The organism is uncultured Maribacter sp., from assembly GCF_963977385.1.
GTDB lineage: Bacteria > Bacteroidota > Bacteroidia > Flavobacteriales > Flavobacteriaceae > Maribacter.
In genome coordinates, this window is record NZ_CAXBOU010000016.1 from 82484 (window position 1) to 108980 (window position 26497).

Consider the following 26497-nt stretch of genomic DNA (forward strand, 5'->3'; position numbering starts at 1 on the left):
TAACCTCTACCTATGAAATAGCTTTATGAAAGCAAATGAGTAATAACCCAACTTGTTTTAAGCAAGTCTAAATTTTAAAATTATGAAACCAAAAAAAAATCCACAGAAAGACCTCAACAAGAACAGTACAACTTATTTCGTGTTTGGGTTACTACTCGTACTATCAATGGTATATGTAGCCTTAGAATGGAAAACATTTGAGCCTGAAATAAATTACGACTATAGTATGAACACTCCTGAGGGCATAATTGAAGAAGAGCCTGTAAAGGATTTCAAAGTTGAAGAACCAAAATTGAAACAGGTTTTGCCTCAAGAAATAAAAATTGAAGAGAATGACACAGAAGTTGAAGAGACGGAAATAATAGCCATTGAAGTTGATGCCAACACCGAAGTCTTAGAAGTATCAGATTTTGAAGTTGTTGAAGAGCCTGATGAAGTTGAAGTAAATTGGGTGACTATTGAAGAAGTACCTGTTTTTCCTGGTTGTGAGAACGAAAAGGACAAGAGAGCTTGTTTTAACGAAATGATGCAAAAGCATATAAGAAAAAATTTCAGATACCCAGAATTAGCCCAAGAAATGGGACTTCAAGGTAGGGTAAGCACTCAATTTATCATCAACAAAGACGGTAGTATTGGAACTATTCGCAAAAGAGGTCCGCACGAACTTTTAGAAAGAGAGGCTGCTAGAATACTATCTAAACTACCAAAAATGACCCCCGGAAAACAGAGAGGTACTGCCGTAAAAGTTCCTTTCAGCATTCCAATCACCTTTAAACTGCAGTAAATTAAAGCACAAAAAAACCATCAGCAATGCTGATGGTTTTTTTATTATGAAAAGAATGAGTTAACTACTTTTTTATTTCTATTTCAGTAGTGGTTCCTTTTTCCAAAGCATTTGCATTTTCAAAAGCAGCCAATTGCGCTTCTACTTCTGCTTTAGTGCCGTTATAAGAAATCTCTTCCGTTACAGCTTCGCCGTTAACCGTTGTGGTATACGTAATTGTAGCTTCAGCTAAATCTTTATTCTCAACATTCAAATCAATATTGATTTCCTTTGCATCATTCTGCATAGTAACACCATCTTCAGCATGTCCGCCTAAAATAGGAGCAATTACCAAACCAATTAAACAAGTCAATTTTATTAAGATGTTCATTGATGGACCAGAAGTATCTTTAAAAGGATCACCAACAGTATCACCTGTAACTGCTGCCTTATGAGCCTCAGAACCTTTATATGTCATTTCACCATTAATCTCAACACCAGCCTCAAATGACTTTTTGGCATTATCCCAAGCACCACCAGCATTATTTTGGAATATCGCCCATAAAACACCTGATACCGTAACACCAGCCATATAGCCACCTAACATTTCTGCAATTGCCAGTTTATTCATTCCAAATAATAATGGTACGAAAGCAATTACTAATGGAAAACCAATGGTTAACAAACCTGGTAACATCATTTCTCTCAGAGAAGCCTTTGTGGAGATTGCAACACACTTATCATATTCTGGCTTACCCGTACCTTCCATAATCCCAGGGATCTCTTTAAACTGACGTCTAACTTCTTGAACCATTTCCATAGCCGCTTTACCAACCGCATTCATTGCCAAAGCTGAAAATACAACCGGTACCATACCACCTACGAATAACATTGCCAAAACCGGAGCTTTAAAAATGTTTATCCCATCTATACCTGTAAACGTTACATAAGCAGCGAATAAAGCTAAAGAAGTTAATGCTGCAGAAGCAATGGCAAAACCTTTACCTGTAGCGGCAGTAGTGTTCCCCACTGAATCTAAAATATCGGTTCTTTCTCTAACTATAGGTTCTTGCTCACTCATTTCTGCAATACCACCGGCATTATCAGATATTGGTCCGAATGCATCGATAGCCAATTGCATTGCCGTTGTTGCCATCATTGCCGATGCTGCCAAAGCAACACCATAAAAACCTGCAAATGCGTATGAAGACCATATAGCCGCTGCGAACAATAACACAGACGGAAACGTTGAAATCATACCTGTTGCTAAACCTGCGATGATATTTGTACCTGCTCCTGTAGAGGATTGTTGTACAATTTTTAAAATTGGAGATTTCCCTAATCCTGTATAATATTCAGTGACCGAAGAAATAACAGCACCTACTATTAGACCTACCAACGTAGCATAGAATACACGCATAGAAGATATTTGCTGAATTCCCTCTCCGAAGAATTCCATTTCCATAGTTTCAGGAAGCATCCAAGTCACCAATCCGAAACAAGAAATAGCAACGAGAACAATAGACGTCCAATTACCTATGTTCAAAGCGCCCATAACTTGAGCTTCTTTGGCATCATTGTTCTTAATTTTCACCAACATTGTACCAATAATTGAAATGATAATTCCTACACCTGCGATAGCCATTGGCAAAAGAATCGGACCAATACCACCAAAGGCATCAGAAATACTACCGCCCATATCCTTAATTACGTAGTTACCCAAAACCATAGCGGCTAGAACTGTTGCTACATATGAACCAAATAAATCTGCTCCCATACCTGCAACATCACCAACATTATCACCAACGTTATCGGCAATTGTAGCTGGGTTACGAGGGTCATCTTCTGGAATACCTGCTTCTACCTTACCTACTAAATCTGCACCTACATCGGCAGCTTTCGTATAGATACCACCGCCTACACGTGCAAACAATGCAATCGATTCAGCACCTAACGAAAAACCTGCTAGTGTTTCTAGAACAATTGTCATATCCATTGTTGAGGTCCAAACACCACCCATAAAAAACTGGAAAAAGATGATGAAAAATATTGTTAGCCCTAGAACTGCTAAGCCTGCAACACCTAGCCCCATAACGGTACCACCACCAAATGAAATTTTTAATGCATTAGGTAAACTTGTACGGGCAGCTTGTGTTGTACGTACATTGGTTTTAGTTGCTATTTTCATTCCTATGTTTCCTGCAAAAGCAGAAAATATAGCACCGAATATAAATGACACTACAATTAACCAATGAGTTGTTGGTACTACAAATGAAACTATAGCAAGTAAAACACTTACTATTACTACGAATATGGACAAAAGCTTATACTCTGCACTTAAAAAAGCTAAAGCGCCTTCATAAATGTAATCTGATATTTCTTTCATTTTTCCATCTCCCGCATCTTGTTTCATTACCCAAGACCTCTTGATACCCATATAAATTAGGCCTAAAACAGCCATTACTATTGGCATATAAATCATTAGTGACTCCATTTAATCTGTTGTTTGTTTAGTTATAAAATTAGCGCGGCTAAAGTAGTAAATTAGAATAGAATAAAAAAAGCCACTTTTTAGTTTAAAAAGTGGCCTTAAAATCGGTAATAATTATTTAAATGACAAAAGTACGTTTTGCTTTGTGCTCACTTTCGTTATATCTCTTCACACATTCGTGGTATATTTCTATTGCTTCTTTAGCATCTCCCCAACCACCAGTATCTACTTTTTTCTCCTCTAAATCTTTATATACTTGAAAGAAATGTTCAATTTCTTTCAATCTATGAGGATTTAAATCGCTAATATCATTATTGTTACTCCAAATTGGGTCTGAAACAGGAACGCAAATAATTTTCTCATCTGGTCCTTTTTCATCGGTCATATGAAATACACCTATTGGCTTAACTTCCATTACTGTCATTGGATATGTAGGCTCTGTTCCCATTACCAAAACGTCAAGTGGATCCTTATCCAAAGCTAAAGTTTCTGGTATAAATCCATAATCCCCAGGGTACATCATGGAAGAAAATAGCATACGGTCAAATCGTATTTTATGTAATGCAAAATCGTATTCGTATTTATTTCTGCTTCCTTTCGGAATTTCTATTAAAACATCAAAGGTTAGTCCTTTAGCTGCTGCCATATTATTAGTTGTTTAGTTTAATGTTGTCTAAGACAACGTTACTTGTTTGTTATAATTGTAAAAATTAATTGAATTAAAAGACAAATCCAAACGTTCCGGTAACTCCGAACGGCCTTGCATTAGGATTATCTAGATAATTGCCTCTAAAATTGAAATCCAATCTAAATATCTTGAAAATATTACCTATACCGAAGGAATATTCATAATATATCTTTTCTGAAGGTGCACGTAACGGTGTGTTTGCCGTTGCGGGTGCGCTCAATGCTTTATTTGCATCGGACAAATCTCCCCATACTCCTCTAATCGCCACTAATTCCCTAAGATTAAATTTTCTAAGGAAGGGTATTCTTGAGAAAAACCTACCATTGAAATTATGCTGTAAATGAACCGCAGCATATGTGTCTGTAACGAATTCGTAAAAATCTAAATTTGGAAATGTACCATAGTTAGAGAAAAAAGTTTGATTCCCTGGCACTACACTTAACAGCCCTAAAGGCACTTCTCCGAATGTTTTACCAAGCTCTACAGTACTCAACAACCTACCGAAACCCCCTAATTGCCAAGGTTGACTATATGAAAATTGAAGCTTGCTATAGTCGAAATCACTATCTAATACTCCTTTAGTCCCTTTAGTATAATTTAATAATATGGTACTATAGGTATCGTTAACATCACGACGTTCTACACCATAACCAATAGTTTTCTTACCTGGAGTATATAGAATAAGTGCATTGAAATCAAATTGTCGTATTTCTGACGAAACACCTGTTGGAGATTCTGGATCCACATAGTCCAAACTAAAATCATTTGGCAAAGCAGAACTTAATGTTCTAAAGGTTCCACCCGCGGAAACCTTAAAATTAGTTAGCGGTTCAATTTCAAAATTAAGAGCACTAAGGTTAATATTTGTCAGTCGATTGTTAGCACCAACTGTCAATAAAGACGAAGATGCGATGCTTCGCCCAAGCACATCATTGGTTGCCGTTAAACTAACACCTAGCTGTTCAATATCCCTACGATTACCTCCAGAGACAATCAACCTACTATTTCTATCCACTAAAAACTTACCAGCAAGACCATGTTTAAATTTATGATCTTTAAACCCATAAGCAGTATAACCTTCAATTCGCCAAGGATCGTTTTGGCCGTAATATGTTCTTGCACCTATTCTCACTCGAGCTCCTTCAGCACTGTTGTATCCGAAAAAATCATAAACCGAACCTAAATCTAGGTTCCATTTATCCATTTCAACATACCCTGAACCTAGAATACTTACAAAATTGTAGTAGGATTTAAATTTAGGAACCGTTTTAAGCGTATCTAATAATTTATAAATTCCTTTCTCATCTTTGTTTAAGCTTTCCAGTCTATTTTTCTCCCAAAACACATCATCCTTCAATATTTGAGTAACGTCTAATGGATTCCGCTCTTTTCTATATGCTTCTTTAGGCTTAGGCTTGTCAAAATCATAATTATCATAAACGGTAGTTCGTTTACCATACAGACCCCTAGATTCTTCTTTCTTGTTAAAACTGAAATCACTCAACATATAGTCACGTTTCAGTAGAAAAACAGAATCGTTCATTACCTCAAAATCTTGTTCTATATAGATTTCTTTTACCCAGTTGATGTTCGCACTTTTGGTTACCTGTAGATTAATGTTCTTTATAGCATATGTAGTATCATTTACCCAAAAATCACCTTTAAATGTAAGTTCGTTTTTACGTCGAGGGTAGTATACAATATTGTAACACCATTTATTATCGATAAATGCACTATCACGCAACGCATAATTATAGGTGTCAATACCCGTTTTGGATAAGGGGCTTGTAAAACTTTTATCAAAAAATTTTAAATAATTATTATATACATCATATTCTTGGTACAAGTCTTTTACGAAGGCAATGATGGCCTGATTATTTTCAAATCCTGAGTTCTTATTCCCTAAAATATCTTCCTTTTCTTCGTTCAATTTATTATCACCGTAAACTTTAGAAAATGTTTCATTCAAGAAAATAGGTAGATAAGTTTTTCCTGTAATTCTAGACGTATCTAAATCTTGAAATACAAATTCAAGTCCTTTAAAAATTTTACTCTTTATCAAAGAACTATCAATTGTATTTAAATCGAACTCAACCTTCTCGTATTTATCAAAGGCATATTGATTAAACTGCCTAACACCGTTTTGACGCTTCTTCGCCCAAATCTTTCGAAGAATATCGATCGCAGGGTTATTCTTCTTTGATTGTTTACCCGCTATTAGCACTACTTCATTTAATTGCTCCGCCGACTCTGCAAGTACAATCTTTAAATCATACATTACCTTACCTGTGACTTCTAGCTCATATTCCGTATACCCAATAAATGATACCATTACTGTAGGGTAGTCACTCTCTGACTCTAGGTAAAACCTACCGTCATCATTAGTGATTGTACCTTCTGTTGAATTCTTAAAAAAAACATTAGCAAATGACACTGGCTCACCTTGTTCATCAACCACAATACCCCCAATCTTAGTTTGAGCATGTGCTATAAAAAAACAAAAACTGACTATTATAAAAAATATTCCTTTCATTAAAATTCTTGGTTGTCCTGCATTTTTTAAATCAAATCACCTATCAATAAAAAAAGCTTCTCCAGACTTGGTCGGAGAAGCTAAGATACTTTTACAAAAGTATTTTTTATTTATATAAAACTTTCTTAACAGCTGTAACGACATCTTTATAATTAGGCAACCACTCAGCTAATAAAACTGGCGAGTAAGGTGCAGGAGTATCAGCTGTGTTAATTTTAACAATAGGAGCATCTAAATAATCGAATGCATGTGCTTGTACATGATATGTAATTTCAGTAGCAACATTACCAAATGGCCATGCTTCTTCTAAAACAACTAAACGGTTAGTCTTTTTTACAGATTTTAAAATTGCCTCATAATCCAATGGTTTAACAGTACGTAAATCAATTATCTCACAACTAATTCCTTCTTTCTCTAATTCATCGGCAGCTTTATCAGCTTCCTTAATAATCTTACCAAAAGATACGATTGTAACATCTTTACCTTCACGACGAATAGAAGCTACCCCTAATGGAATAGTATAGTCTCCTTCTGGCACTTCACCCTTATCACCGTACATTTGCTCAGACTCCATAAAAATAACCGGATCATCATCACGAATTGCCGCTTTTAATAACCCTTTTGCATCTGCTGGGTTAGACGGTACCACTACCTTTAAACCAGGGCAGTTTGCAAACCAACTTTCAAAAGCTTGTGAATGCGTTGCACCTAATTGACCTGCAGACCCAGTTGGACCTCTAAAAACTATAGGACAAGGAAACTGCCCACCGGACATTTGTCTAATCTTAGCCGCATTATTTATAATTTGATCGATACCTACTAACGCAAAGTTAAAGGTCATGAATTCAATAATCGGTCTATTTCCCGTCATTGTAGAACCAACTCCTATTCCTGCAAAACCAAGTTCTGAAATTGGTGTATCAATAACCCTTTTAGGGCCAAATTCATCCAACATACCTTTGGAAGCTTTATAAGCGCCGTTATATTCAGCTACCTCTTCACCCATCAAATAGATAGACTCATCCTTTCTCATTTCTTCGGACATCGCCTCGGCTATCGCTTCTCTAAATTGTAGTGTTTTCATCTATTGAAAATATTATTCTTTGTTATATGCTAGAAAGCAAGCAAAAATAGGAAATATAATATCAATTAACAGAACGCGGTATTTAAAAAAAGTTATAAAATTTACTATGCATGCATAGTAAATTTAGAATTAAATAGTTATCTTCGTCCTCATTGATTTAAAGTTTTTTACACATGAAGATATTAGTTTGTATAAGTAATGTTCCAGATACCACCTCAAAAATTAATTTCACTGATGGCGATACGAAATTCGATACCAATGGTGTGCAATTTGTTATCAACCCAAATGATGAATTCGGATTGACAAGAGCTATGTGGTTCAAAGAAAAACAAGGGGCTACGGTACATATTGCAACCGTTGGCGGACCAGGTGTCGAACCTACAATGCGCAAAGCGCTGGCTATTGGCGCAGATGAAGCCTTTAGAATAAATGCAGAACCTACCGATGGTTTTTATGTTGCTCAACAATTGGCCGAAGTTGTTAAAAACGGAGGTTACGATTTGGTTATAGGCGGTAGAGAATCTATTGACTATAATGGCGGTATGGTGCCAGGAATATTAGCATCATTATCTAACATGAATTTTATAAATTCTTGTATTAATCTAGAAATTGATGGCAATAATGTTACCGCTGTTAGAGAAATTGATGGAGGTAAAGAGAAATTGAGTAGTTCACTTCCTCTTGTTGTTGGCGGTCAAAAAGGATTAGTAGAAGAAAGTGATCTTCGCATACCGAATATGCGTGGTATTATGATGGCTAGAAAGAAAAGCCTAAGTGTCTTAGAACCAGTAAATGGATTAAAAGCCACTGAGGATAAAAAATTCGATAAACCAGCAGCAAAAGGTCAAGTAAAACTTGCCGATAGCGTTGATCAATTGATTGACCTATTACATAATGAAGCTAAAGTCATTTAATATCCCAGAAATTAGGATAAAACTTAAAAAGAAAAAAAATGTCAGTTTTAGTATATACAGAATCAGAAAAAGGAAAATTTAAAAAGAACGCACTAGAAGTTGCTTCTTACGCATCGGCAGTTGCTAAAATGATGGGCACCACTGTTACGGCGGTCGCCTTCAATAGTACTGATAATGAATTGTTAGGTGAATATGGTGTTTCTAAAGTATTACATATAAAGGATGATTCTTTAGCAACTTTTAATGCCGGCGCCTACGCAGCATCTATTGCACAGACTGTTAAAAGTACAGACGCTAAGGTTGTAATCCTCAGCTCTAGTACCGATACAAAATATTTAGCCCCACTATTAGCAGCAAAACTATCTGCAGGATATGCACCTAATGTAGTACAGGCTCCGGAAAGTACTTCTCCTTTTATGGTCAAAAGAACTGCCTTCAGTAATAAGGGATTTGCGCACACTCAAATAGCTACTGACATCAAAATAATTGGAGTATCTAACAATGCGTTCGGAGCTCATGAAAACAAAACAGATATAACTGTTGAAGAAATTAGTGGTTCTACGGATGATAATACGAACGACACTAAATCAGTAGAAATCGATAAAGTAGTAGGTAAAGCAACTATTGCCGACGCAGATATAGTTGTTTCTGCCGGAAGAGGATTAAAAGGTCCAGAAAATTGGGGAATGATAGAAGAACTTGCCGATATTCTTGGTGCTGCTACAGCATGCTCCAAACCAGTTTCCGACCTTGGTTGGAGACCACATGGCGAGCATGTTGGCCAAACAGGTAAGCCAGTAGCAAGTAATCTTTACATTGCAATCGGTATATCTGGAGCAATTCAACATTTGGCAGGTGTAAGCGCTTCAAAAACTAAAGTTGTTATCAACAATGACCCAGAAGCACCATTTTTTAAAGCAGCAGATTACGGAATTGTTGGCGATGCCTTTGAAGTAGTTCCTCAGTTGATTGAAAAATTAAAGGTTTTTAAAGCTCAAAACGGCTAATTTTTTGTTATTTTGTGCCCCTTAAAGGGCTGTTCAAGTAGTTGGAGCCCCAAGTATTTGAACAGCCTTTTTTAGTTAAAGATATATGAGTCTAGTACGTTTAAAAATAAAAGGCATTTCTTATAGCCAAACACAAAACGGTGCGTATGCACTTATTTTGAATGAAGTAGAAGGTGATAGAAAATTGCCCATTGTCATTGGCGCTTTTGAAGCTCAATCTATAGCAATTGCTTTAGAGAAAGAGATAAAGCCGCCCAGACCCCTTACACACGACCTTTTCAAGAATTTCTCAGATAGGTTCGATATTGTTATTAAGCAAGTTATTATTCACAAATTAGTGGATGGTGTTTTTTATTCCAGTATCATTTGTGAAAGAGATGGTATCGAAGAAATCATAGATGCCAGAACAAGCGATGCCATTGCTTTAGCTTTGCGTTTTAACGCACCTATATTTACCTATAAGACCATTTTGGATAAAGCCGGAATTTTTCTAAAATTCTCCTCAAAGGATAAAGAGAAAAAGGATAGCGATGACAGTATAATGGTGGATGAAATTCTACAAGAAGGTGAAACTATAGAAATAGAATCTGGAGCTAGTGATGGTTATACCGAGCTAACAATTGACGAACTGGAGACAGAATTAAAAAAAGCAGTCGTCAATGAAGACTACGAAAAGGCAGCAAAATTGAGAGATGAAATCTCAAAACGCAACTAAACACTAAATTACAATTTATGAAAAAGGGCAAATGGCTGCTATTTTTTGCACTAATACTCACTACAATTACTTTTGCTCAAGACGTAGACTTAACTCAAACCATACAAGACACTGCCGACACTACTTTAGTTGAAGATGTCGCTACTGCTAGTGTTATGGGTATGGAACCAAATGAAGGCTTTTCCCTTAATAGTCTTGGTAGAGGTATTCTTGGAATGGCTGTCTTATTACTTTTAGCATTTTTATTCAGTTCTAATAGAAGAGCTATTAACTGGAAAACTGTTGGTATTGGGCTTGCATTACAGTTAGTTATTGCTATTGGCGTACTTAAGATTCCATTTGTACAATTGGTTTTTGAGCAAATTGGAAGAATCTTTGTTAGCATTTTAGAGTTTACCCGCGCAGGTAGTAAATTTCTTTTTGAAGGTCTTGTAGTAGACACGGGTACTTTCGGGTACATATTTGCTTTTCAAGTACTACCAACAATTATATTTTTCTCTGCTCTAACCTCCTTATTATTCTATTTAGGGTTGATACAAAAAGTGGTGAAGTGGCTTGCTTGGGCACTTTCTAAAACCTTGGGTATTTCAGGACCTGAGAGTCTTTCTATTGCCGGAAATATATTTCTTGGACAAACCGAAGCTCCTTTATTGATAAAAGCATATCTAGAAAAAATGACCAAATCAGAGATTCTATTGGTCATGATTGGCGGTATGGCAACTCTTGCTGGTGCAGTTTTAGCTGCTTATATCGGATTTTTAGGTGGTGAAGATGAATTGTTACAATTGGTTTTTGCTAAACATTTATTAGCTGCCTCGGTAATGGCCGCACCAGGGGCAATTGTCATTTCAAAAATACTATATCCCCAGACTGAAGAAGTAAATAGCGATATTCATGTATCGTCAGAAAAAATAGGCTCAAACGTATTGGATGCTATTGCAAATGGAACAACAGAGGGTTTAAAATTAGCCGTTAATGTAGGTGCAATGTTATTGGTATTTGTCGCTATTATCGCTATGGTTAATGGTATTTTAGAATGGACAGGTGATTTTACTCATTTAAACTCATGGATTGCTGAAAACACATCGTATCAGAAATTTTCTCTTGAAGCAATTTTAGGTACTATTTTCGCTCCATTAATGTGGCTCATCGGTGTTGCCAATGAAGATATTATGCTGATGGGACAACTACTAGGAATTAAACTTGTCGCCAGCGAATTTGTGGGATATATACAACTAACAGAATTAAAAGATTTAACTACCCTGCCCCATTTAAAATATAATAAATCGGTAATTATGGCAACCTATATGCTTTGTGGTTTTGCAAACTTCGCCTCTATTGGTATACAAATTGGAGGTATTGGATCTCTTGCCCCAGGACAACGTAAAACTTTATCTGAATTCGGTATGAAAGCTGTTTTGGGTGGTTCTTTAGCTTCACTGCTTTCTGCTACTATTGCGGGTATGATTTTGGGATAAGTAATGAATCAAGATTAATTTTCGTTAATAAATTCTTATAACCCGTTCTATAAATCCTTTTCTAAAATTCATCTAAATAGTATTTTTGTGCGACCTCGAAAATCCATTTTCGAGACTAATACTATTTATATGAAACAATACCACGACCTTTTAAAACATGTTCTTAAAGAGGGTAACCAAAAAGGTGACCGAACAGGAACGGGAACTAAAAGTGTATTTGGTTATCAAATGCGATTCGACCTTAGTGAAGGTTTCCCTATGGTCACTACTAAGAAACTGCATTTAAAATCTATCATATATGAATTATTATGGTTCCTAAAAGGTGATACAAATATTGATTATTTAAAAGAAAATGGAGTGCGCATCTGGAATGATTGGGCAGATGAAAATGGTGATTTAGGTCCTGTTTATGGTCATCAATGGCGTAACTGGAACGATGATGAAATTGATCAAATTAAAGAGGTAATTCATTCACTAAAACACAATCCTAATAGCAGAAGAATGTTAGTAACCGCGTGGAACCCTAGTGTACTACCCGACACTTCTAAATCATTTTCAGAGAATGTTGCTAATGGAAAGGCCGCTTTACCACCTTGCCATGCTTTTTTTCAATTCTACGTATCTGATGGAAAGCTATCTTGTCAATTATACCAACGAAGTGCTGATATTTTCTTAGGCGTACCTTTCAACATTGCATCTTATGCGTTGTTCACAATGATGATGGCACAAGTATGCGGTTACGAAGCCGGTGATTTTATTCATACGTTTGGGGACGCCCATATTTACAACAATCACATGGAACAGGTTGAGCTGCAATTAAGCAGGGAACCTAGGTCTTTGCCAAAAATGCAAATCAACCCTGATGTTAAAGATATTTTCGATTTCAAATTTGAAGATTTCACTTTAGTTGATTATAATCCACATCCTCATATAAAAGGAATGGTTGCGGTTTAGTATCAATTTCTTAATTTATAAGGTTAATTACAGTTGCTCAATTTTTTCTAACTTAGAAAAAAATTGTTTTGATGATTAGTACTGATACGCTCCTAGATTTCTTCATAGAAACTCGAGAGCAAACTGAGTTAATTTGTGAACCCCTAGAAATTGAGGATTTTGTTGTTCAACCCATTATCGACGTTTCTCCACCAAAATGGCATCTTGGTCATACTACTTGGTTCTTTGAAGAATTTATTCTAAAAGAATTTGACAAATCTTATAATGTTTTTAATGATGATTTTTCGTTTGTTTTCAATAGTTACTACGAAACCGTTGGTAAACGTGTAATTCGAGCAGATAGAGGCAATTTATCAAGACCTTCTGTTAAAAAAGTATATGATTATCGGCATTATGTCACCAATGCCATGAGCAACTTACTTAATTTAAACCAGAACAAAGAGCTACGTCAAATTCTTGAAATTGGAATTCATCATGAAAAACAACATCAAGAATTATTATTGACGGACATCAAATATATTCTGGGTAACAATCCGCTTTTACCAAAATATTCAGATTTATTCAAAGAATACAGGCTGGATTATAAGGAGCCTAAATGGATAAGTTTGAACGAAGGCATCTATGAAATCGGGCATAATTCTACTGACTTTAGTTTTGATAATGAATTAGGGAGACACAAAGTATACTTGCATAACTATGCTATATCAAACAATCTTGTTACCAACGCTGAGTATTTAGAATTTATTAAATCTGACGGTTACAAGCGTTTTGACATTTGGCACGCCCAAGGATGGGATTGGGTTCAACAAAATAATATTATAGCTCCTTTATATTGGCATCAAATTGACGGAGTTTGGTATAATTACAGTCTCAACGGACTTACAGAAATTGATTTAGCAGCTCCTGTCACTCATATATCCTATTATGAAGCGTTTGCATACGCCCAATATAAAGGTTGTCGTCTACCTACCGAATTTGAATGGGAAGCTGTACAGGAACGGTTTAATTGGGGCCAACGATGGGAATGGACAGAAAGTGCTTACCTACCCTACCCTAACTATAAAAAAGCTGATGGTGCATTAGGCGAATACAATGGAAAATTCATGGTCAATCAGAAAGTGCTACGTGGTTGTTCTGTAGCTACCCCAACGAAACATGCGAGACATACATATCGCAATTTTTTTCAAACCGATTTAAGATGGCAATATACCGGTATAAGGTTAGCCAAGTAATTACGACTTACTCATTAATATGCAGAATATAAAAGAAAAATCATCTATTACTATAGAATTTGAACAAGAAGTTTATACTGGTTTAACTGACCACCCAAAACATCTTTCTTCAAAATATTTTTACGATAAAAAAGGCGACAAGCTATTTCAAGATATTATGGCGATGCCAACATATTATCTTACTGATTGTGAATATGAGATTTTTGTAAATCATAAAGCAGAAATTACTGAATTATTTTCAAGACAAGGAACTTTTGACTTGATAGAACTTGGTGCTGGCGATGGTAAAAAGACCAAAATTCTTTTAAAAGAATTAAGTGACAAGAATATTAATTTTACTTATTTACCCATCGACATAAGTGAGAATGCACTGAACCAACTAGAAAATTCTATTAAAAGAGAATTTCCAAAAGTGAAAGTTCAACCATTTCAAGGAACTTATTTTAGTGCATTAGAAGAGATAAGTTATCGAAAAAATAGAAAAATTATTTTATTCTTGGGCTCAAATATTGGCAATTTAGAGCATAACCAAGCAAGGGGATTCATGAAAAAAATTCAACAGCTAATGACTGCTGATGATTTACTTTTTATGGGGTTTGACCAAAAGAAAAATCCGCAAACGATTTTAGATGCTTATAATGACCAAGATGGTATTACAGCTGCATTTAACAAAAATATATTAGCAAGAATAAATGCTGAAATGGGTGCCAACTTCGATTTAGACGAATTTTTACACTGGGAGGTTTACGATCCTGAAACAGGGACCGCAAAAAGTTATCTTGTATCTAAAATAGAACAAAGTGTTCGGATTGGAAACTTAGATTCAACAATAACTTTTAAACCATGGGAAACAATACATACCGAAATTTCACAAAAATATGATGATGAAATTATTACATGGCTTGCAAAAGAAGCTGGCTTAAAAATGATTACGTCATATCAATCGAAAAACAACGAATACAAAAACTGCGTATTTAATAAATCATAAATTAAACCTCAACATTTTAAATAATCACAATTAAAATTTATGTGACCATTTAGAAAATGGACTAAGAAAAAAGGTATACTATCCTAAGATAATATACCTTTTTTTATACAAAAATTTAATTGACTACAATTCAATAACAGCATTTTCAGAACCAGCAAACTCATTCCATTGGTACCGATCAGCCTCAGCTTCATTAATGTATTCACCATCAACCAAGTACTTGAATTCATAAGAATTTTCTTTTGGAAGCTCAATAGTCCCTTTAAAGGTACCATTCTTTAATTTTTTCAATGCACTAGTTTTTGGGCTCCAGTTATTAAAGTCTCCAACTACAGCTACTTTTTTTGCTTCTTTCGCAGGAACCGTAAAAGTCACCTTACACACAGGCTTTGTTTTTAAATATTGTTTTGCAATTGCCATGATATTTATTTTTAATATTCATAGCAAAACTAGCACAATAAAACACTCATTTCCAACACTTAAGATACTTTTGTGAAATTGATAAAAAATAATGCTTTTTTGTAGCTGCTAAAGAATTTAACGCTACAATTATTGCTTTTAACGAATAGCTATCTCCTTGTTTTTAAGATTTTTACAATGGAATCAATTTCCTTTTCGGTATTGTAGAAATGAAAACTCAACCGTACACCTTCACCTCTTTGGGCACAATACACATCGTTCGCTGAAAGATGTTGAAAAGTTGCATCATCAGCCCTAATATTGAAAATAGTACTATGCATTTTTCTTTCTTTAAACATCTCGTCTAAAAGTCCCAATGCCTGAAATTCATTTTTTGCTTTTTCAGATAATCTTTGGTTCTGTTCCGTTATTTTATCCATCCCAATTTTCGTAAAATAATCCAATGAATACTTTAAACTCCCAAAGTTTAGAGAAGACAAATGACCTGGCTCAAATAATTTAGCAAATCGTATCGTATCCTTTTTATCTAAATCACCATTTGCAGCATTAAAACCTATATTATTTATAGAAACTTCTTCTTTTATACGGTCAGAGAAAAGCATAAATCCATTTCCATAACCAGCCAATAACCATTTATAAGCACTGGCCCCTAAAACATCAATGCCTGAATTATCAAAATCAAATTGTATACTACCACAAAACTGAGTGCCATCTGCAATAATCAATAAATCTGGAAACTTATTTTTAAGTTGCTTCAAGAAATCTAAATCTATTGAAAAACCATCTAACCATTGCACTAGACTTAAAGCTAGCACATCTATATGTTCCTTCTCAATAGTTTCTTGAATACGATTTTCTAAATTAGAAACCATTTTTAAGTAATGAATATCGAAACCTCGGTTCTCGAAACCCCAATTAAGGGAAGGATAGTCATTTTCAATAAGAAGTATTTTTTTCTTCGGATGTATACCTTCCAACAAAACATTTAGCCCCGTAGAAAAATTGTTAACTAACGCAACATTCTCACGTTTGCAATTAAAGAACGCTCCAACCGTTGTTCGTGTATCCGATAACATTTTTAAAGTTTTCACGCGCATATCACTACCGTAAATCAAAAAGTCAAGATCATGTTCTTGTCTCCAATCTAATAACGATTCATACATTAAACCGTACACCGCCGTATTTGCATAAATACCTTTTCGTAAAACGGGAAATTCCTTTCTAAATTTTTCCATAGCTTATTGAGTAAAACACAATTCCTGTATCTTTGTGCCAAAGATAGGAAGAGCGATGTTTTCCAAAAATAAAAATACCTCCAAATTAGATTTAGAGCAGCATGAACTTTTAGAATATGCTCAAAAAAGAATTCAGCAAAAGAAACGACTTTATACGCATTTCGTTGTTTTTTTGGTGGGTAGTGTTTTCTTGGTGCTTATAAATAAAATTTTTAAATACGGACAGGAATATAATTGGTTTATTTGGGCCATTACCTTTTGGGCATTTCTGTTCGCTCTACATATTATCAATGTTTTTGTAACTAATAAATTCATGGGTAAAGACTGGGAACGGTCTCAGCGTGAGAAACTGGTGCAAAAACAAAAAAATAGGATTGTAGAAATTGAAAAGGAAATAGATTCTGCTCCAATAATAGAAATAGACACCAAAAAAAAATTGCTTTGAGGACTCTAATAATGATTGCCGCAGCCGCAGAAAATAATGCCTTGGGAAAGGATAATGATTTGCTATGGCATTTACCAGATGATTTTAAACGTTTTAAAAAATTGACCTCTGGACATAAAATAATAATGGGAAGAAAAACTTATGAAAGTTTTCCTAAACCATTACCAAATAGAACCCACATTATTATCACCAGAGATAAAAATTACTCGGTAGATTATGAGGAATGCATTGTGGTTCATTCTTTAGAGGATGCGATTGCTCTTGTTAAAAATGAGATTGCTTTTATAATTGGAGGTGGGGAAATTTACAAATTAGCTGAAAAACAATCAGATAAAATAGAACTTACACGTGTACACGCCAACTTTGAAGATGCAGACACTTTTTTTCCTGAAATAAACGAAGACTGCTGGATGATGACGAAACAAGAATTTCATCCTACAGATGAAAGACATAAGTTTTCATTCACCTATATCACCTACGAAAGAAAAAACAATGCTCTTAAAAATCTTTAAAACAAACGGATAACTTCAATTTTTCGGTTGGTAATATGTTCACCAATACTTTTTCATTTTTATTGATTAAAAACTGATGCGCACCCTGAACATTCGAGTTGTTTAATAAATTAAATTTCTCTAACACAGATTTGGTCTGTCGAGCGACCGCCTGCCCAGAATCAATTATAGTCACATTTTCTGGTAGCATTTTTTTTAATATTGGAATTAAGTAAGGATAATGCGTACAGCCCAAAACCAAATAATCCATTCCCTTATCAAGCATAGGGGATATATAACGCTCTAATAGGGTATATAATTCATCGCTTTGTAAATTTCCGTTTTCAATCATTTCAACTAAACCAGTACCACGTTGTTCTAAAACAGTGATACCGGCAGCATGATTTTTTGAAGTACTATGAAACAAACTACTTGATAATGTTCCTTTTGTGGCCAATACGCCTACTATTTTTGACTTCGAGTTTATTGCAGCTGGTTTTATAGCTGGCTCAATACCTATAAAATGAACTTTATAATGCTCTCTTAGATAATCGATAGCATTGGTTGTAGCCGTATTACAAGCAACTACAATGAGTTTACACCCTTTAGCTAACAAGTACTCGGTGTTCTTAATACTTAATTCTAAGATACGTTCCTCAGATTTTTCACCGTAAGGGGCATTCTTGCTATCGGCCAAATAAATACAGTCTTCATAAGGTAACAGTTCTTGAATTTCGCCCCAAATAGAAGTTCCTCCAATACCAGAATCAAAAATACCTATTGGCCTTTTATCCATATTACTCTAATACCTCTGTTATAGGTTTACCGCTTGTACCGCTTGGGAAAGAAATTCCTAAAAGAGCGGAAATGGTTGGGGCAATATCCGGTATTTCAGTACGATTAACCGTAGACCCCGGCTTTATTCCCATCCCATAAAACAATAATGGCGCGTGAGTGTCATATATCTGTGGCGAACCATGGGTTGAACCGGTATTATTATATGAAATAAACCCTGGTTTTAAAACCACTAAAACATCACCAGATCTCTTCTGATTATATCCATTTTGTAAAATGTAAGGGATACCTTTAGTATATTCATTATTCCACATCTGACTTGCTGTATAAACCCTATCAATAGCATCATACCCTAAAAATTCTTGAGCAATTTCCCTTTGAACATCAGCCAGGTTAAGATCAAGGTTTTTTACAATTTTATGATCTAAAAACAATTGATAGTTAGAATAGTTTTTTACAATATCCTCTGTCCCATATGTGTATTTCAAAAACTCTGCAAGCCTTTTTGAATTGGATGCATTATCAATATACCCAGCAGGAATTTTTTGATCTTTTAAATATGATGGAACTTCGATAGCTGCATGATCTGCCGTTAAGAACAATGTGTATTCACCTTCACCAACATTCTTATCAAGTGCTTTAAATAATCGAGCTAAATCTTCATCTAACCTCAAGTATGTGTCTTGAACTTCTTTAGAACTTACCCCATACATATGTCCTACATAATCTGTACTTGAAAAACTTACCGCTAAAAAATCGGTTATTTCATCTTTACCCAATGCTTCTTGTTGTAAGGCCTCTATTGCAAAATCAGTAGTTAGCGAATTTCCAAAAGGCGTTGCTTTTATAATATCGAAATCTTGAGTTTTATTTAAAAGTGCAGTTGTACTATGAGGAAAAGTAGGCGATGTTTCACCTTCAAATAAGCCTTCGTATGCGTTGTTATCCGTTCCGCTCTCCTTATATTCTTTAATATCCTTTAATGTATTCCATGCTTTCTTATAGGATTGTGCTTTACCCGAAGAATTAAAATCTAGCACCCATTTTGGAAGCTGATTCATGTAATATGAACTAGTAATCCACTTTCCTTCATCTGCGCCATGAAACCAATACGCAGCATTAGCGGTATGACCACCAGGTAACACGGCTCCTCTATCTTTCAAAGCAATGGCAATTGTTTTCCCCCGCATTTGATTATTCAATCTTAATTCATCTGTGATAGTTGTAACCGTCATTCTATGAGGAGACATTTTACCTGCATTTGAAGTTGTACCGACAGATGTATAAGAATCATCAGATGCACAATACACATCAGCATCTAATTCCTTATCATACCAGTCATTGCCTATAATACCATGTACAGAAGGGCTAGCACCCGTGTAAACCGAAGTATGACCAGGCCCTGTACTGGTAGGCGCATAATTAAAATGGTTATTCTTACAATTGAAACCTTCCTCTACCAATCTTTTGAAACCATCTTTACCAAAATGATCATAAAAGCGTGTCAAATAATCATAACGCATTTGATCTACAATAATACCAACCACCAATTTTGGCTTTGACCTTAACTGTTCATCACTTTCGTCATCCTTGTTCCTGTTTTGCGCCGATAAATCTGCCGTAAACAAAATTGCCCCAAAACACATAGCAACAATAAAATTCAATCTCATTTTCATACTTATACATTTGAACCGTAAAAATAAAATAATTTACACCTTTAAAAATTAAACCGAGGTTAAATCAAGTGCTTTATTGTTATTTTTACGATAAGAATTCTATTTTTAATCAATGAATTATTTAGCATCTGTAGGAAGCTATGCAATTATGATCCGTGAGGTATTTAAAAAACCTACTAAATGGAGAATAATGAAATCGCTTATTTATAAAGAAATAGACGAATTGATTTTTAGCTCTTTGGGCATTATCATTTTTATCTCCTTTTTTATTGGTGCTGTTGTTGCCATACAAACCGCTCTTAATTTAACGAACCCATTAATACCACGAAACCTAATTGGTTTTGCTACTAGGCAATCCGTTATACTAGAGTTTGCACCTACATTTGTCTCTATTATTATGGCTGGAAAAGTAGGTTCTTACATTACATCGAGTATTGGTACAATGCGAGTGACGGAACAAATAGATGCATTAGAGGTTATGGGGGTCAATTCATTAAACTACTTGGTCTTCCCAAAAATTATAGCTATGCTTTTTTATCCCTTTGCTATAGCAATCTCAATGTATGTGGGGATTTTTGGCGGATGGATGGCCGGTGTTTTTGGCGGATTCTTAACAAGTGCTGATTTTATTACCGGACTTCAAACAGATTTTGTTCCGTTTCATATTGCCTATGCTTTTGTAAAAACATTGATATTTGCTTTTGTCATAGCTACAATACCTTCTTTTCATGGTTTCTACATGAAAGGTGGTGCTTTAGAAGTTGGCAAAGCAAGTACGACATCATTCGTTTGGACTAGTGTTGTCATCATCATATTGAATTATATTTTAACCCAACTTTTATTAGGATAATGATAGACGTTCGAGACATACATAAATCTTTTGGTGACGCCCATATCCTTAAAGGAATTTCCACCACCTTCGAAAAAGGAAAAACCAATCTAATAATTGGACAAAGTGGTTCTGGTAAAACAGTTTTCCTTAAATGTCTTTTAGGTCTTTTTGTACCTGATGAAGGTGGAATTGCCTATAACGGTAAACTATATTCTGAACATACGGATAATGAGAAAAGAGACTTACGTCAGGAAATGGGAATGGTTTTTCAAGGCAGCGCTCTTTTCGATAGTATGACGGTAGAAGGTAATGTAACCTTCCCTCTAGAGATGTTTACAAATCAATCGAGATCTGAAATGAAAGATCGCGTAGATGCGGTTCTTAAGAGAGTTAATTTAGTAGATGCAAATCATAAATTTCCTTCTGAAATTTCAGGAGGTATGCAAAAACGCGTGGCCATAGCTCGTGCCATTGTGATGAATCCGAAATATCTTTTTTGCGATGAACCAAATTCTGGCCTTGATCCCAAAACTGCTATTCTTATAGATGACCTCATTAAAGAAATTACAGAGGAGTACAATATTACAACAGTCATCAATACGCATGACATGAATTCGGTAATGCAAATAGGAGAAAAAATTATTTTCCTTAAAGACGGACTCCTGGAATGGGAAGGAACTAAAAACGAAATTTTTAAAACCGATAATGAGGCGGTTACTAATTTCGTGTATTCATCTGATCTCTTTAAAAAAGTACGCCAGATGTACCTTCAAGAACAAAATTAATCTTTAGGAATTTCTTTTATTTGAATATTCTTATTGTTTAGCCTCAATCGTAACCACTCCTGTAATTTATTCATATCCTTTACAGTCTCTACTCTATTTGCTTCTTTTTTCCAAGTAACCTCAAATAAAGGTATACTATCAGTCTTTGTAAAATCAGTAGAGATTAAATAAGCATATCCTAAACGTTCTAAATTTTCATAATTCGTTTTCGCTTCGAGACTAATTTCTTTAAAAGGGATTTGATTAGATGAAATCTGATTATATCGAGTCAATTCAGTTTCTAAAAATTTGATTTTCTCATCCTTACTAGATAAAATGCTCTTTTGTGATTCATATAATTCATTCACATACTTTAACTCATTCGCATCACCGTTTCTTGAACCTTGAACAACATTAAGCACGCTTCCTTTTAATTGTTTGTATTCGGCCATTTGAGTACGCCAAGTCGCTATTACGTTTTCTGGTATAGCTTCGTTACCCATAAAAACCAATTCTATTTTAGAATTTTGACCGTTGTTATAAACTACCTCGCTAAAATCTTTTAAAAACTTGCCTTCACCTGAAAATTGATAAGGCTCAATTTTCTCTGTTATAAAATTATCGGCATCTCTAGTAAATAATGATTTTTGAAAAACATTATAAAAAGTAAACCCTGCTGGTATCATAACTAAAATAGCTAATAATGATGCTAATCTACTTATCAATCTTCTCCTTTGAGAATTGACATAACGCACCATTGGAAAACGCAACAACTTTATTACAAGAAATGTCGCTAACGCTATAAAAATAGTATTGATTATAAAAAGGTACATTGCCCCAGTTGCGTAAGACCAATTTCCTATCGCTAAACCAAAACCTACAGTACACAAAGGTGGCATTAATGCTGTTGCGATAGCTACACCAAAAATAACACTTGCTATAGTTCCTTTTTTTGCCCGTGCAATAACCAATGCCAAACCACCAAAAAATGCGATAAGCACATCTCTAATATCGGGTGCTGTCCTCGCCAATAGTTCAGAAGATTCATCTCTTAACGGAAAAAATCGGTAAAATAAGTACGCTGTAATGACACTCAACACCACCATTACCGTAAAATTCTTTAGAGACCTTTTTAAGGTATCTATATCATTAATCGCCACAGACATACCTATTCCTAAAATAGGTCCCATAAGTGGCGAAATTAACATCGCACCAATTACAACTGCAGTAGAATTAGCATTTAGACCAATTGAAGCAATAAAAATGGAGCAAATAAGAATCCAAGATGTATGCCCCTTAAAAGGTATGTCGGCAATAATAGCTTCCTTTGTTGCTTGTTGGTCCGTATTGGTACGAATATCTAACAGCTCGGAAAGAAATTTTTTAACACTACCTAAAAGACCTTGAAAATCTTTTCTAACCTCATCACCACCGTTACCCTCATTGCTAGTTGGAGTGATATTGTCTTGATCTAAATTATTTTCCATATCTATGCGAATTCATCACCGAAGGTATCTTTTACCTTATTGAGAACTTGTTTTATATCTTGCTCTTTTGCCTTAGGATAAATTAGTAGCACCTCATCTTTATCAACAATAATATAATCATTTAAGCCATCGATTACAATAACTTTACCAGCCTTAGACCTAATCATATTACCACTTGCATCTTGAGTTAAGACTTTTGCATTTACTATAGCATTATTATTTTCTTCTTTGTCAAGCTTATCATATAAAGAGCCCCAAGTACCCAAATCGTTCCAATCAAAAGTTGCTTCTAACACGTAAATAGCATTTGAATTTTCTAAAATAGCATAATCAATAGAAATGTTTTCTGCCTTAGGATAATTCTCTGAAATAAATTTCCTTTCATCTTCTGTATTAAAGCAAACCAAACCATCTCTAAATAATTTATATTGTTTAGGTTGATACTTTTCAAAGGCATTTACAATGGTTTTTGCGCTCCACATGAATATGCCTGCATTCCACAGAAAATTACCTTGCGCTAGAAAATCTTTTGCAGTTTCATAGTCTGGTTTTTCTCTAAACTGATTTACCTTTTTAATTTGTGCAGTATCCTCATTATTGTATTCTATATATCCAAACCCTGTATTTGGAAAGGAAGGTTTTATACCTAAGGTGCATAATACATCTTCAGTCTCACATTTTTTAAAACAAGCAGTAACATCTTTTGCGAAAGCTTCTTCATCTTCAATCCAGTGATCACTAGGCGCTACTATCATTACCGCATCTTCATTCATTTTCTGAATTTTCATTGCAGCATATAATATACAAGGTGCCGTATTTCTCATTGCAGGCTCAAGAACTACTTGCTCCTGTTTCACCATAGGTAATTGCTCTAAGACCAAATCATTATAGCGTTCATTTGTAAGAATTAAAATATTCTCGGCAGGTATAAACTTGTTCAATCTTTGAAATGTTTTCTGTATGAGTGTGGTACCTGTACCCAACATATCATGAAATTGCTTTGGATTTTCACTTGTACTTATTGGCCAAAATCTAGATCCTACTCCACCAGCCATTAAAACGGCATAATAATTTTTGTTCATGTCAGCTTTTTATTAATTCTACTTCGGCGTTTGGTTGAAAAAGAAACATCCTGCCTGTCGATATTTCTACACATTCATAGCGCTTTGTTCGTTTATTTCCTTTTTTAAAAAGTTTACCATTATACATGCGAAAAATGCTACCTATCGGTAATTCGTAAACGTAAGTTTTTTCTGATTGTTGTTCATCGAATTGTTTTAAAGCAATGGATAAGTGAGCATCTGTACTACTACTGGCTTTAGGGTTCTTAAAATGTCTGGCCAATAAAGGAAGTAGTTGAGAAGGAAATACCTCAGGCCGAATAAAAGGAAGCATTAAATATTGAAACGTTCTTTTCCACTCTATTCCGTGTGGCTTAATATTGCGTCCGTACTTCTCAAATGCAACCAAGTGCGCTATTTCATGAATTAGCGTGATTAAAAACCTATATTTATTCAAAGATGCGTTAACAGTAATTTGATGATTACCATCTTTTCTTCTTCTATAATCCCCATGCCTAGTAACACGTTCATTCACGATTTTCAGATGAACCTGGCTATCTTTGATTAGCTTAAAACAAGGGCTAACAGCCAACTCTGGAAGATATTTCGTTAATGTTTGTTGCATTCTTAAGGAGTACTACTACTTACTTGTAATATTTTACCGTTATATAGTTTTTGACCGTTCAATGCAAAATTCATAACATACTCAGCCATCTCAATTGCCGAAACCGGTGCCTTATATCCCGGAAATGCTTCTTCTAGCATTTCAGTCTGTACGGCTCCTAATGCTAGTGCATTAAAAGAAGGACCTGTCTCTTTAAATTCTTCCGCCAGTAATTCGGTTAAAGTTAATACCGCACCTTTACTTGAACTGTATGCTGATAAACCTGGAAACTTTGCACTACCTTGTATACCTCCCATAGAGCTTATCGTAAGCACATGTCCATCCTTAGCCATAAACGGAACAACCAATTTAGTCATTGCAGCAACCCCAAAAACATTCACTTCATAGACCGACTTGAATTCTTCTTCTGTAGTTTCCAAAAATGGCTTGTTTAACAATCTACCTGCATTATTTATTAATGCTCTAACAGTTCTATTATCTTTTAAAAAATCAGCTAATTTTTCACGGTCAGAAATTGAAGACACATCGAAGGAAAATGAAACAATATTTTTATGATTAAGCTTTTTTATCGGTTGTTCATTTCTAGACAACGCTAAAACCTTATAACCAGCATCTGCTAATAATTTACTTAGTTCAAAACCGATTCCTCTACTGGTGCCTGTAACAATAATGTATTCCATTAATTATACTTTACTTCCTTAATAGGAGAATTTATAATACCTGTAAGCATTGGTATGGTTTCATTAACAATTGTTGCCATATATATATAATCCATTAAGGAAGCTTCATCTCCTACTTTATGGTATTCCCCAAAATTAGTAAAATCGAAAGAACTATATGTTTGTGATGGAACATTAAATGCATCGTGAAAAGGAGCATTATCTGAACGCCTAAAAAGATTAAATTCCTTTGCTTTAGGCAGAAAACCTACAAATTTTTTGTTTGCATATCTATTACTGACATCTGCCAAATTCGATAATTCATATCCTGTTAAATATAAACTGTGATCCTTGTCAACCATTGGAACGCCAACCATCTCAAAATTGAGCATAGTATACAAATCTATATTCTCTGCTTTTAATCTTTCGGCCAAATGTTTTGAGCCAAGTAGTCCCTTTTCTTCCGCAGAGAAAAGAGCAAAAATAATGCTTCGTTTGTTCTTTTTAATGTTACCAAAATATCTAGCAAACTCCAAAACTGTAGTTGTTCCAGAAGCATTATCATTTGCTCCATTTGCAATACTATCGACCACTTGGCCACTCATTAAGCCAATATGATCATAATGTGCACCTATAATTATAACCTCATTTTTAAGTTTAGCATCTGTACCTGGCAAATAACCTACAACATTATAAGCCGTTCCATCAGAATAGTTTGATAAGGTATCACGATAAGAAGAAAAATAAGGTTGAATATTATTCTTCTCAAATACATTTTGTATAAAGTCTGCAGCCTTGGAGATACCTTCGCTACCCGTATCTCTACCTTGCAATTCATCTGAAGTTAGAAATAACATAATATCCTCAATATTTTTAGGAGTGCTATATGCCTTAAGCTTTGATGTTAAACCAGAAGATTTAATACCTTCCCCATTATTAGGTTTAGGTTGCAAAACGTCATTTTGAACCACTTTGGAATTATTGGTAGGATTCAAAACTGTAGCTTGCTCTACTTTTGCTCCACCACAACCTAATAATAAAATACTAAAAATGGCAATGATTATATGCTTCATATTGTTGTTGTTGGGTTTAAAATCTAAAGATAAAAAAAGCATCCCGTTGAAAGGATGCTTTAACAATTCTATTTATAAAATCAATTT

Annotated in this window: 25 protein-coding genes; 12 read left to right on the top strand and 13 right to left on the bottom strand. The window is 34.8% G+C overall.

From position 1 onward, the window contains the following. Window positions 1-82: 82 nt before the first annotated feature. Entirely contained in the window at window positions 83-784 is a 702-nt protein-coding gene (locus AAC084_RS16005) for an energy transducer TonB (protein WP_339841221.1), read from the top strand. A gap of 64 nt (window positions 785-848) precedes the next feature. Here AAC084_RS16005 and AAC084_RS16010 read toward each other — a convergent pair whose 3' ends face one another. From AAC084_RS16010 to AAC084_RS16025, 4 genes are all read right to left on the bottom strand, one after another. Next, window positions 849-3257: a sodium-translocating pyrophosphatase gene (locus tag AAC084_RS16010; protein WP_339841222.1), complete on the bottom strand. Its 2409-nt coding sequence runs from the start codon at window positions 3255-3257 to the stop codon at window positions 849-851. A gap of 115 nt (window positions 3258-3372) precedes the next feature. Continuing rightward, window positions 3373-3900, bottom strand: coding sequence for an inorganic diphosphatase (locus tag AAC084_RS16015; RefSeq protein WP_339841223.1), 528 nt, complete (start codon window positions 3898-3900; stop codon window positions 3373-3375). Between the two features lie 73 nt (window positions 3901-3973). Beyond that, window positions 3974-6475 (bottom strand): DUF5686 family protein, encoded by a 2502-nt coding sequence (locus AAC084_RS16020; RefSeq protein WP_339841224.1) that lies wholly within the window; start codon window positions 6473-6475, stop codon window positions 3974-3976. 106 nt (window positions 6476-6581) lie between these two features. Next, window positions 6582-7559, bottom strand: a complete 978-nt coding sequence (locus AAC084_RS16025; protein ID WP_339841225.1) for a pyruvate dehydrogenase complex E1 component subunit beta — start codon at window positions 7557-7559, stop codon at window positions 6582-6584. A gap of 173 nt (window positions 7560-7732) precedes the next feature. On the opposite strand from AAC084_RS16025, the gene AAC084_RS16030 reads away from it, so the two are divergent. From AAC084_RS16030 to egtD, 7 genes are all read left to right on the top strand, one after another. Further along, a complete protein-coding gene (locus AAC084_RS16030) occupies window positions 7733-8473 on the top strand; it encodes an electron transfer flavoprotein subunit beta/FixA family protein (RefSeq protein ID WP_339841226.1) in 741 nt (246 codons plus the stop codon). Window positions 8474-8511: 38 nt separating this feature from the next. Continuing rightward, window positions 8512-9480 (top strand): electron transfer flavoprotein subunit alpha/FixB family protein, encoded by a 969-nt coding sequence (locus AAC084_RS16035; RefSeq protein WP_339841227.1) that lies wholly within the window; start codon window positions 8512-8514, stop codon window positions 9478-9480. A gap of 85 nt (window positions 9481-9565) precedes the next feature. Next, complete coding sequence (locus AAC084_RS16040; protein ID WP_339841228.1) at window positions 9566-10195, top strand: bifunctional nuclease family protein; 630 nt, start codon at window positions 9566-9568, stop codon at window positions 10193-10195. Between the two features lie 155 nt (window positions 10196-10350). After that, window positions 10351-11673 (top strand): nucleoside transporter C-terminal domain-containing protein, encoded by a 1323-nt coding sequence (locus AAC084_RS16045; protein ID WP_339841262.1) that lies wholly within the window; start codon window positions 10351-10353, stop codon window positions 11671-11673. A gap of 129 nt (window positions 11674-11802) precedes the next feature. Next, window positions 11803-12627 (top strand): thymidylate synthase, encoded by an 825-nt coding sequence (locus tag AAC084_RS16050; RefSeq protein ID WP_339841229.1) that lies wholly within the window; start codon window positions 11803-11805, stop codon window positions 12625-12627. Window positions 12628-12698: 71 nt separating this feature from the next. Then, window positions 12699-13859 carry an ergothioneine biosynthesis protein EgtB gene (gene egtB, locus AAC084_RS16055; protein WP_339841230.1) on the top strand — a complete coding sequence of 387 codons (1161 nt, stop codon included), beginning with the start codon at window positions 12699-12701 and terminating at the stop codon, window positions 13857-13859. Window positions 13860-13878: 19 nt separating this feature from the next. Next, complete coding sequence (gene egtD / locus AAC084_RS16060) at window positions 13879-14847, top strand: L-histidine N(alpha)-methyltransferase (protein WP_339841231.1); 969 nt, start codon at window positions 13879-13881, stop codon at window positions 14845-14847. Window positions 14848-14970: 123 nt separating this feature from the next. On the opposite strand, the gene AAC084_RS16065 is transcribed toward egtD, so the two are convergent. Together AAC084_RS16065 and AAC084_RS16070 are read right to left on the bottom strand one after the other, a co-directional pair. After that, window positions 14971-15267, bottom strand: coding sequence for an isoamylase early set domain-containing protein (locus AAC084_RS16065; RefSeq protein WP_339841232.1), 297 nt, complete (start codon window positions 15265-15267; stop codon window positions 14971-14973). 149 nt (window positions 15268-15416) lie between these two features. Further along, entirely contained in the window at window positions 15417-16502 is a 1086-nt protein-coding gene (locus AAC084_RS16070) for an aminotransferase class V-fold PLP-dependent enzyme (RefSeq protein ID WP_339841233.1), read from the bottom strand. Window positions 16503-16557: 55 nt separating this feature from the next. On the opposite strand from AAC084_RS16070, the gene AAC084_RS16075 reads away from it, so the two are divergent. Beyond that, window positions 16558-16947 carry a 2TM domain-containing protein gene (locus AAC084_RS16075; RefSeq protein ID WP_339841234.1) on the top strand — a complete coding sequence of 130 codons (390 nt, stop codon included), beginning with the start codon at window positions 16558-16560 and terminating at the stop codon, window positions 16945-16947. Then, window positions 16944-17459 carry a dihydrofolate reductase gene (locus AAC084_RS16080; protein WP_339841235.1) on the top strand — a complete coding sequence of 172 codons (516 nt, stop codon included), beginning with the start codon at window positions 16944-16946 and terminating at the stop codon, window positions 17457-17459. Before AAC084_RS16075 ends, AAC084_RS16080 begins: the two co-directional genes overlap by 4 nt. On the opposite strand, the gene murI is transcribed toward AAC084_RS16080, so the two are convergent. Both murI and pafA read right to left on the bottom strand, forming a co-directional pair. Beyond that, the gene (gene murI / locus AAC084_RS16085) at window positions 17446-18234 is read right to left on the bottom strand and encodes a glutamate racemase (protein WP_339841236.1); all 789 of its coding nucleotides are present in this window, start codon (window positions 18232-18234) and stop codon (window positions 17446-17448) included. The genes AAC084_RS16080 and murI overlap by 14 nt on opposite strands. 1 nt (window position 18235) lies before the next feature. Further along, window positions 18236-19909: an alkaline phosphatase PafA gene (pafA, locus tag AAC084_RS16090; RefSeq protein ID WP_339841237.1), complete on the bottom strand. Its 1674-nt coding sequence runs from the start codon at window positions 19907-19909 to the stop codon at window positions 18236-18238. A gap of 112 nt (window positions 19910-20021) precedes the next feature. Here pafA and AAC084_RS16095 point away from each other — a divergent pair, with 112 nt between their 5' ends. Together AAC084_RS16095 and AAC084_RS16100 are read left to right on the top strand one after the other, a co-directional pair. Continuing rightward, window positions 20022-20759 (top strand): ABC transporter permease, encoded by a 738-nt coding sequence (locus AAC084_RS16095; RefSeq protein ID WP_079513368.1) that lies wholly within the window; start codon window positions 20022-20024, stop codon window positions 20757-20759. Further along, window positions 20759-21526, top strand: coding sequence for an ATP-binding cassette domain-containing protein (locus tag AAC084_RS16100; protein ID WP_339841238.1), 768 nt, complete (start codon window positions 20759-20761; stop codon window positions 21524-21526). The genes AAC084_RS16095 and AAC084_RS16100 overlap by 1 nt, the downstream gene beginning before the upstream one ends. On the opposite strand, the gene AAC084_RS16105 is transcribed toward AAC084_RS16100, so the two are convergent. From AAC084_RS16105 to AAC084_RS16125, 5 genes are read right to left on the bottom strand one after another with little or no spacing between them, the layout of a single operon-like run. After that, window positions 21523-22992, bottom strand: a complete 1470-nt coding sequence (locus AAC084_RS16105) for a DUF389 domain-containing protein (protein ID WP_339841239.1) — start codon at window positions 22990-22992, stop codon at window positions 21523-21525. The genes AAC084_RS16100 and AAC084_RS16105 overlap by 4 nt on opposite strands. 2 nt (window positions 22993-22994) lie before the next feature. Further along, window positions 22995-24074: a mannose-1-phosphate guanylyltransferase gene (locus AAC084_RS16110; protein WP_339841240.1), complete on the bottom strand. Its 1080-nt coding sequence runs from the start codon at window positions 24072-24074 to the stop codon at window positions 22995-22997. A 1-nt stretch (window position 24075) separates the two neighbouring features. After that, on the bottom strand, window positions 24076-24678 hold the full coding sequence (locus AAC084_RS16115; RefSeq protein WP_339841241.1) for a SprT-like domain-containing protein: 603 nt from the start codon (window positions 24676-24678) through the stop codon (window positions 24076-24078). Between the two features lie 2 nt (window positions 24679-24680). After that, entirely contained in the window at window positions 24681-25358 is a 678-nt protein-coding gene (locus AAC084_RS16120) for an SDR family NAD(P)-dependent oxidoreductase (protein ID WP_339841242.1), read from the bottom strand. After that, window positions 25358-26410: a M28 family peptidase gene (locus AAC084_RS16125; RefSeq protein ID WP_339841243.1), complete on the bottom strand. Its 1053-nt coding sequence runs from the start codon at window positions 26408-26410 to the stop codon at window positions 25358-25360. The genes AAC084_RS16120 and AAC084_RS16125 overlap by 1 nt, the downstream gene beginning before the upstream one ends. Window positions 26411-26497: the final 87 nt, after the last annotated feature.

Bases quoted from the DNA above. Each gene is read 5' to 3' on its own strand.
- AAC084_RS16015 (WP_339841223.1), bottom strand. From the start codon at position 3,900: ATGGCAGCAGCTAAAGGACTAACCTTTGATGTTTTAATAGAAATTCCG.
- AAC084_RS16035 (WP_339841227.1), top strand. From the start codon at position 8,512: ATGTCAGTTTTAGTATATACAGAATCAGAAAAAGGAAAATTTAAAAAG.
- AAC084_RS16045 (WP_339841262.1), top strand. From the start codon at position 10,351: ATGGGTATGGAACCAAATGAAGGCTTTTCCCTTAATAGTCTTGGTAGA.
- egtB (WP_339841230.1), top strand. From the start codon at position 12,699: ATGATTAGTACTGATACGCTCCTAGATTTCTTCATAGAAACTCGAGAG.
- AAC084_RS16025 (WP_339841225.1), bottom strand. From the start codon at position 7,559: ATGAAAACACTACAATTTAGAGAAGCGATAGCCGAGGCGATGTCCGAA.
- AAC084_RS16030 (WP_339841226.1), top strand. From the start codon at position 7,733: ATGAAGATATTAGTTTGTATAAGTAATGTTCCAGATACCACCTCAAAA.
- AAC084_RS16125 (WP_339841243.1), bottom strand. From the start codon at position 26,410: ATGAAGCATATAATCATTGCCATTTTTAGTATTTTATTATTAGGTTGT.
- AAC084_RS16095 (WP_079513368.1), top strand. From the start codon at position 20,022: ATGAATTATTTAGCATCTGTAGGAAGCTATGCAATTATGATCCGTGAG.
- murI (WP_339841236.1), bottom strand. From the start codon at position 18,234: ATGGATAAAAGGCCAATAGGTATTTTTGATTCTGGTATTGGAGGAACT.
- AAC084_RS16105 (WP_339841239.1), bottom strand. From the start codon at position 22,992: ATGGAAAATAATTTAGATCAAGACAATATCACTCCAACTAGCAATGAG.
- AAC084_RS16020 (WP_339841224.1), bottom strand. From the start codon at position 6,475: ATGAAAGGAATATTTTTTATAATAGTCAGTTTTTGTTTTTTTATAGCA.
- AAC084_RS16110 (WP_339841240.1), bottom strand. From the start codon at position 24,074: ATGAACAAAAATTATTATGCCGTTTTAATGGCTGGTGGAGTAGGATCT.
- AAC084_RS16040 (WP_339841228.1), top strand. From the start codon at position 9,566: ATGAGTCTAGTACGTTTAAAAATAAAAGGCATTTCTTATAGCCAAACA.
- AAC084_RS16075 (WP_339841234.1), top strand. From the start codon at position 16,558: ATGTTTTCCAAAAATAAAAATACCTCCAAATTAGATTTAGAGCAGCAT.
- AAC084_RS16065 (WP_339841232.1), bottom strand. From the start codon at position 15,267: ATGGCAATTGCAAAACAATATTTAAAAACAAAGCCTGTGTGTAAGGTG.
- AAC084_RS16100 (WP_339841238.1), top strand. From the start codon at position 20,759: ATGATAGACGTTCGAGACATACATAAATCTTTTGGTGACGCCCATATC.
- AAC084_RS16010 (WP_339841222.1), bottom strand. From the start codon at position 3,257: ATGGAGTCACTAATGATTTATATGCCAATAGTAATGGCTGTTTTAGGC.
- egtD (WP_339841231.1), top strand. From the start codon at position 13,879: ATGCAGAATATAAAAGAAAAATCATCTATTACTATAGAATTTGAACAA.
- AAC084_RS16070 (WP_339841233.1), bottom strand. From the start codon at position 16,502: ATGGAAAAATTTAGAAAGGAATTTCCCGTTTTACGAAAAGGTATTTAT.
- AAC084_RS16115 (WP_339841241.1), bottom strand. From the start codon at position 24,678: ATGCAACAAACATTAACGAAATATCTTCCAGAGTTGGCTGTTAGCCCT.
- pafA (WP_339841237.1), bottom strand. From the start codon at position 19,909: ATGAAAATGAGATTGAATTTTATTGTTGCTATGTGTTTTGGGGCAATT.
- AAC084_RS16120 (WP_339841242.1), bottom strand. From the start codon at position 25,358: ATGGAATACATTATTGTTACAGGCACCAGTAGAGGAATCGGTTTTGAA.
- AAC084_RS16005 (WP_339841221.1), top strand. From the start codon at position 83: ATGAAACCAAAAAAAAATCCACAGAAAGACCTCAACAAGAACAGTACA.
- AAC084_RS16050 (WP_339841229.1), top strand. From the start codon at position 11,803: ATGAAACAATACCACGACCTTTTAAAACATGTTCTTAAAGAGGGTAAC.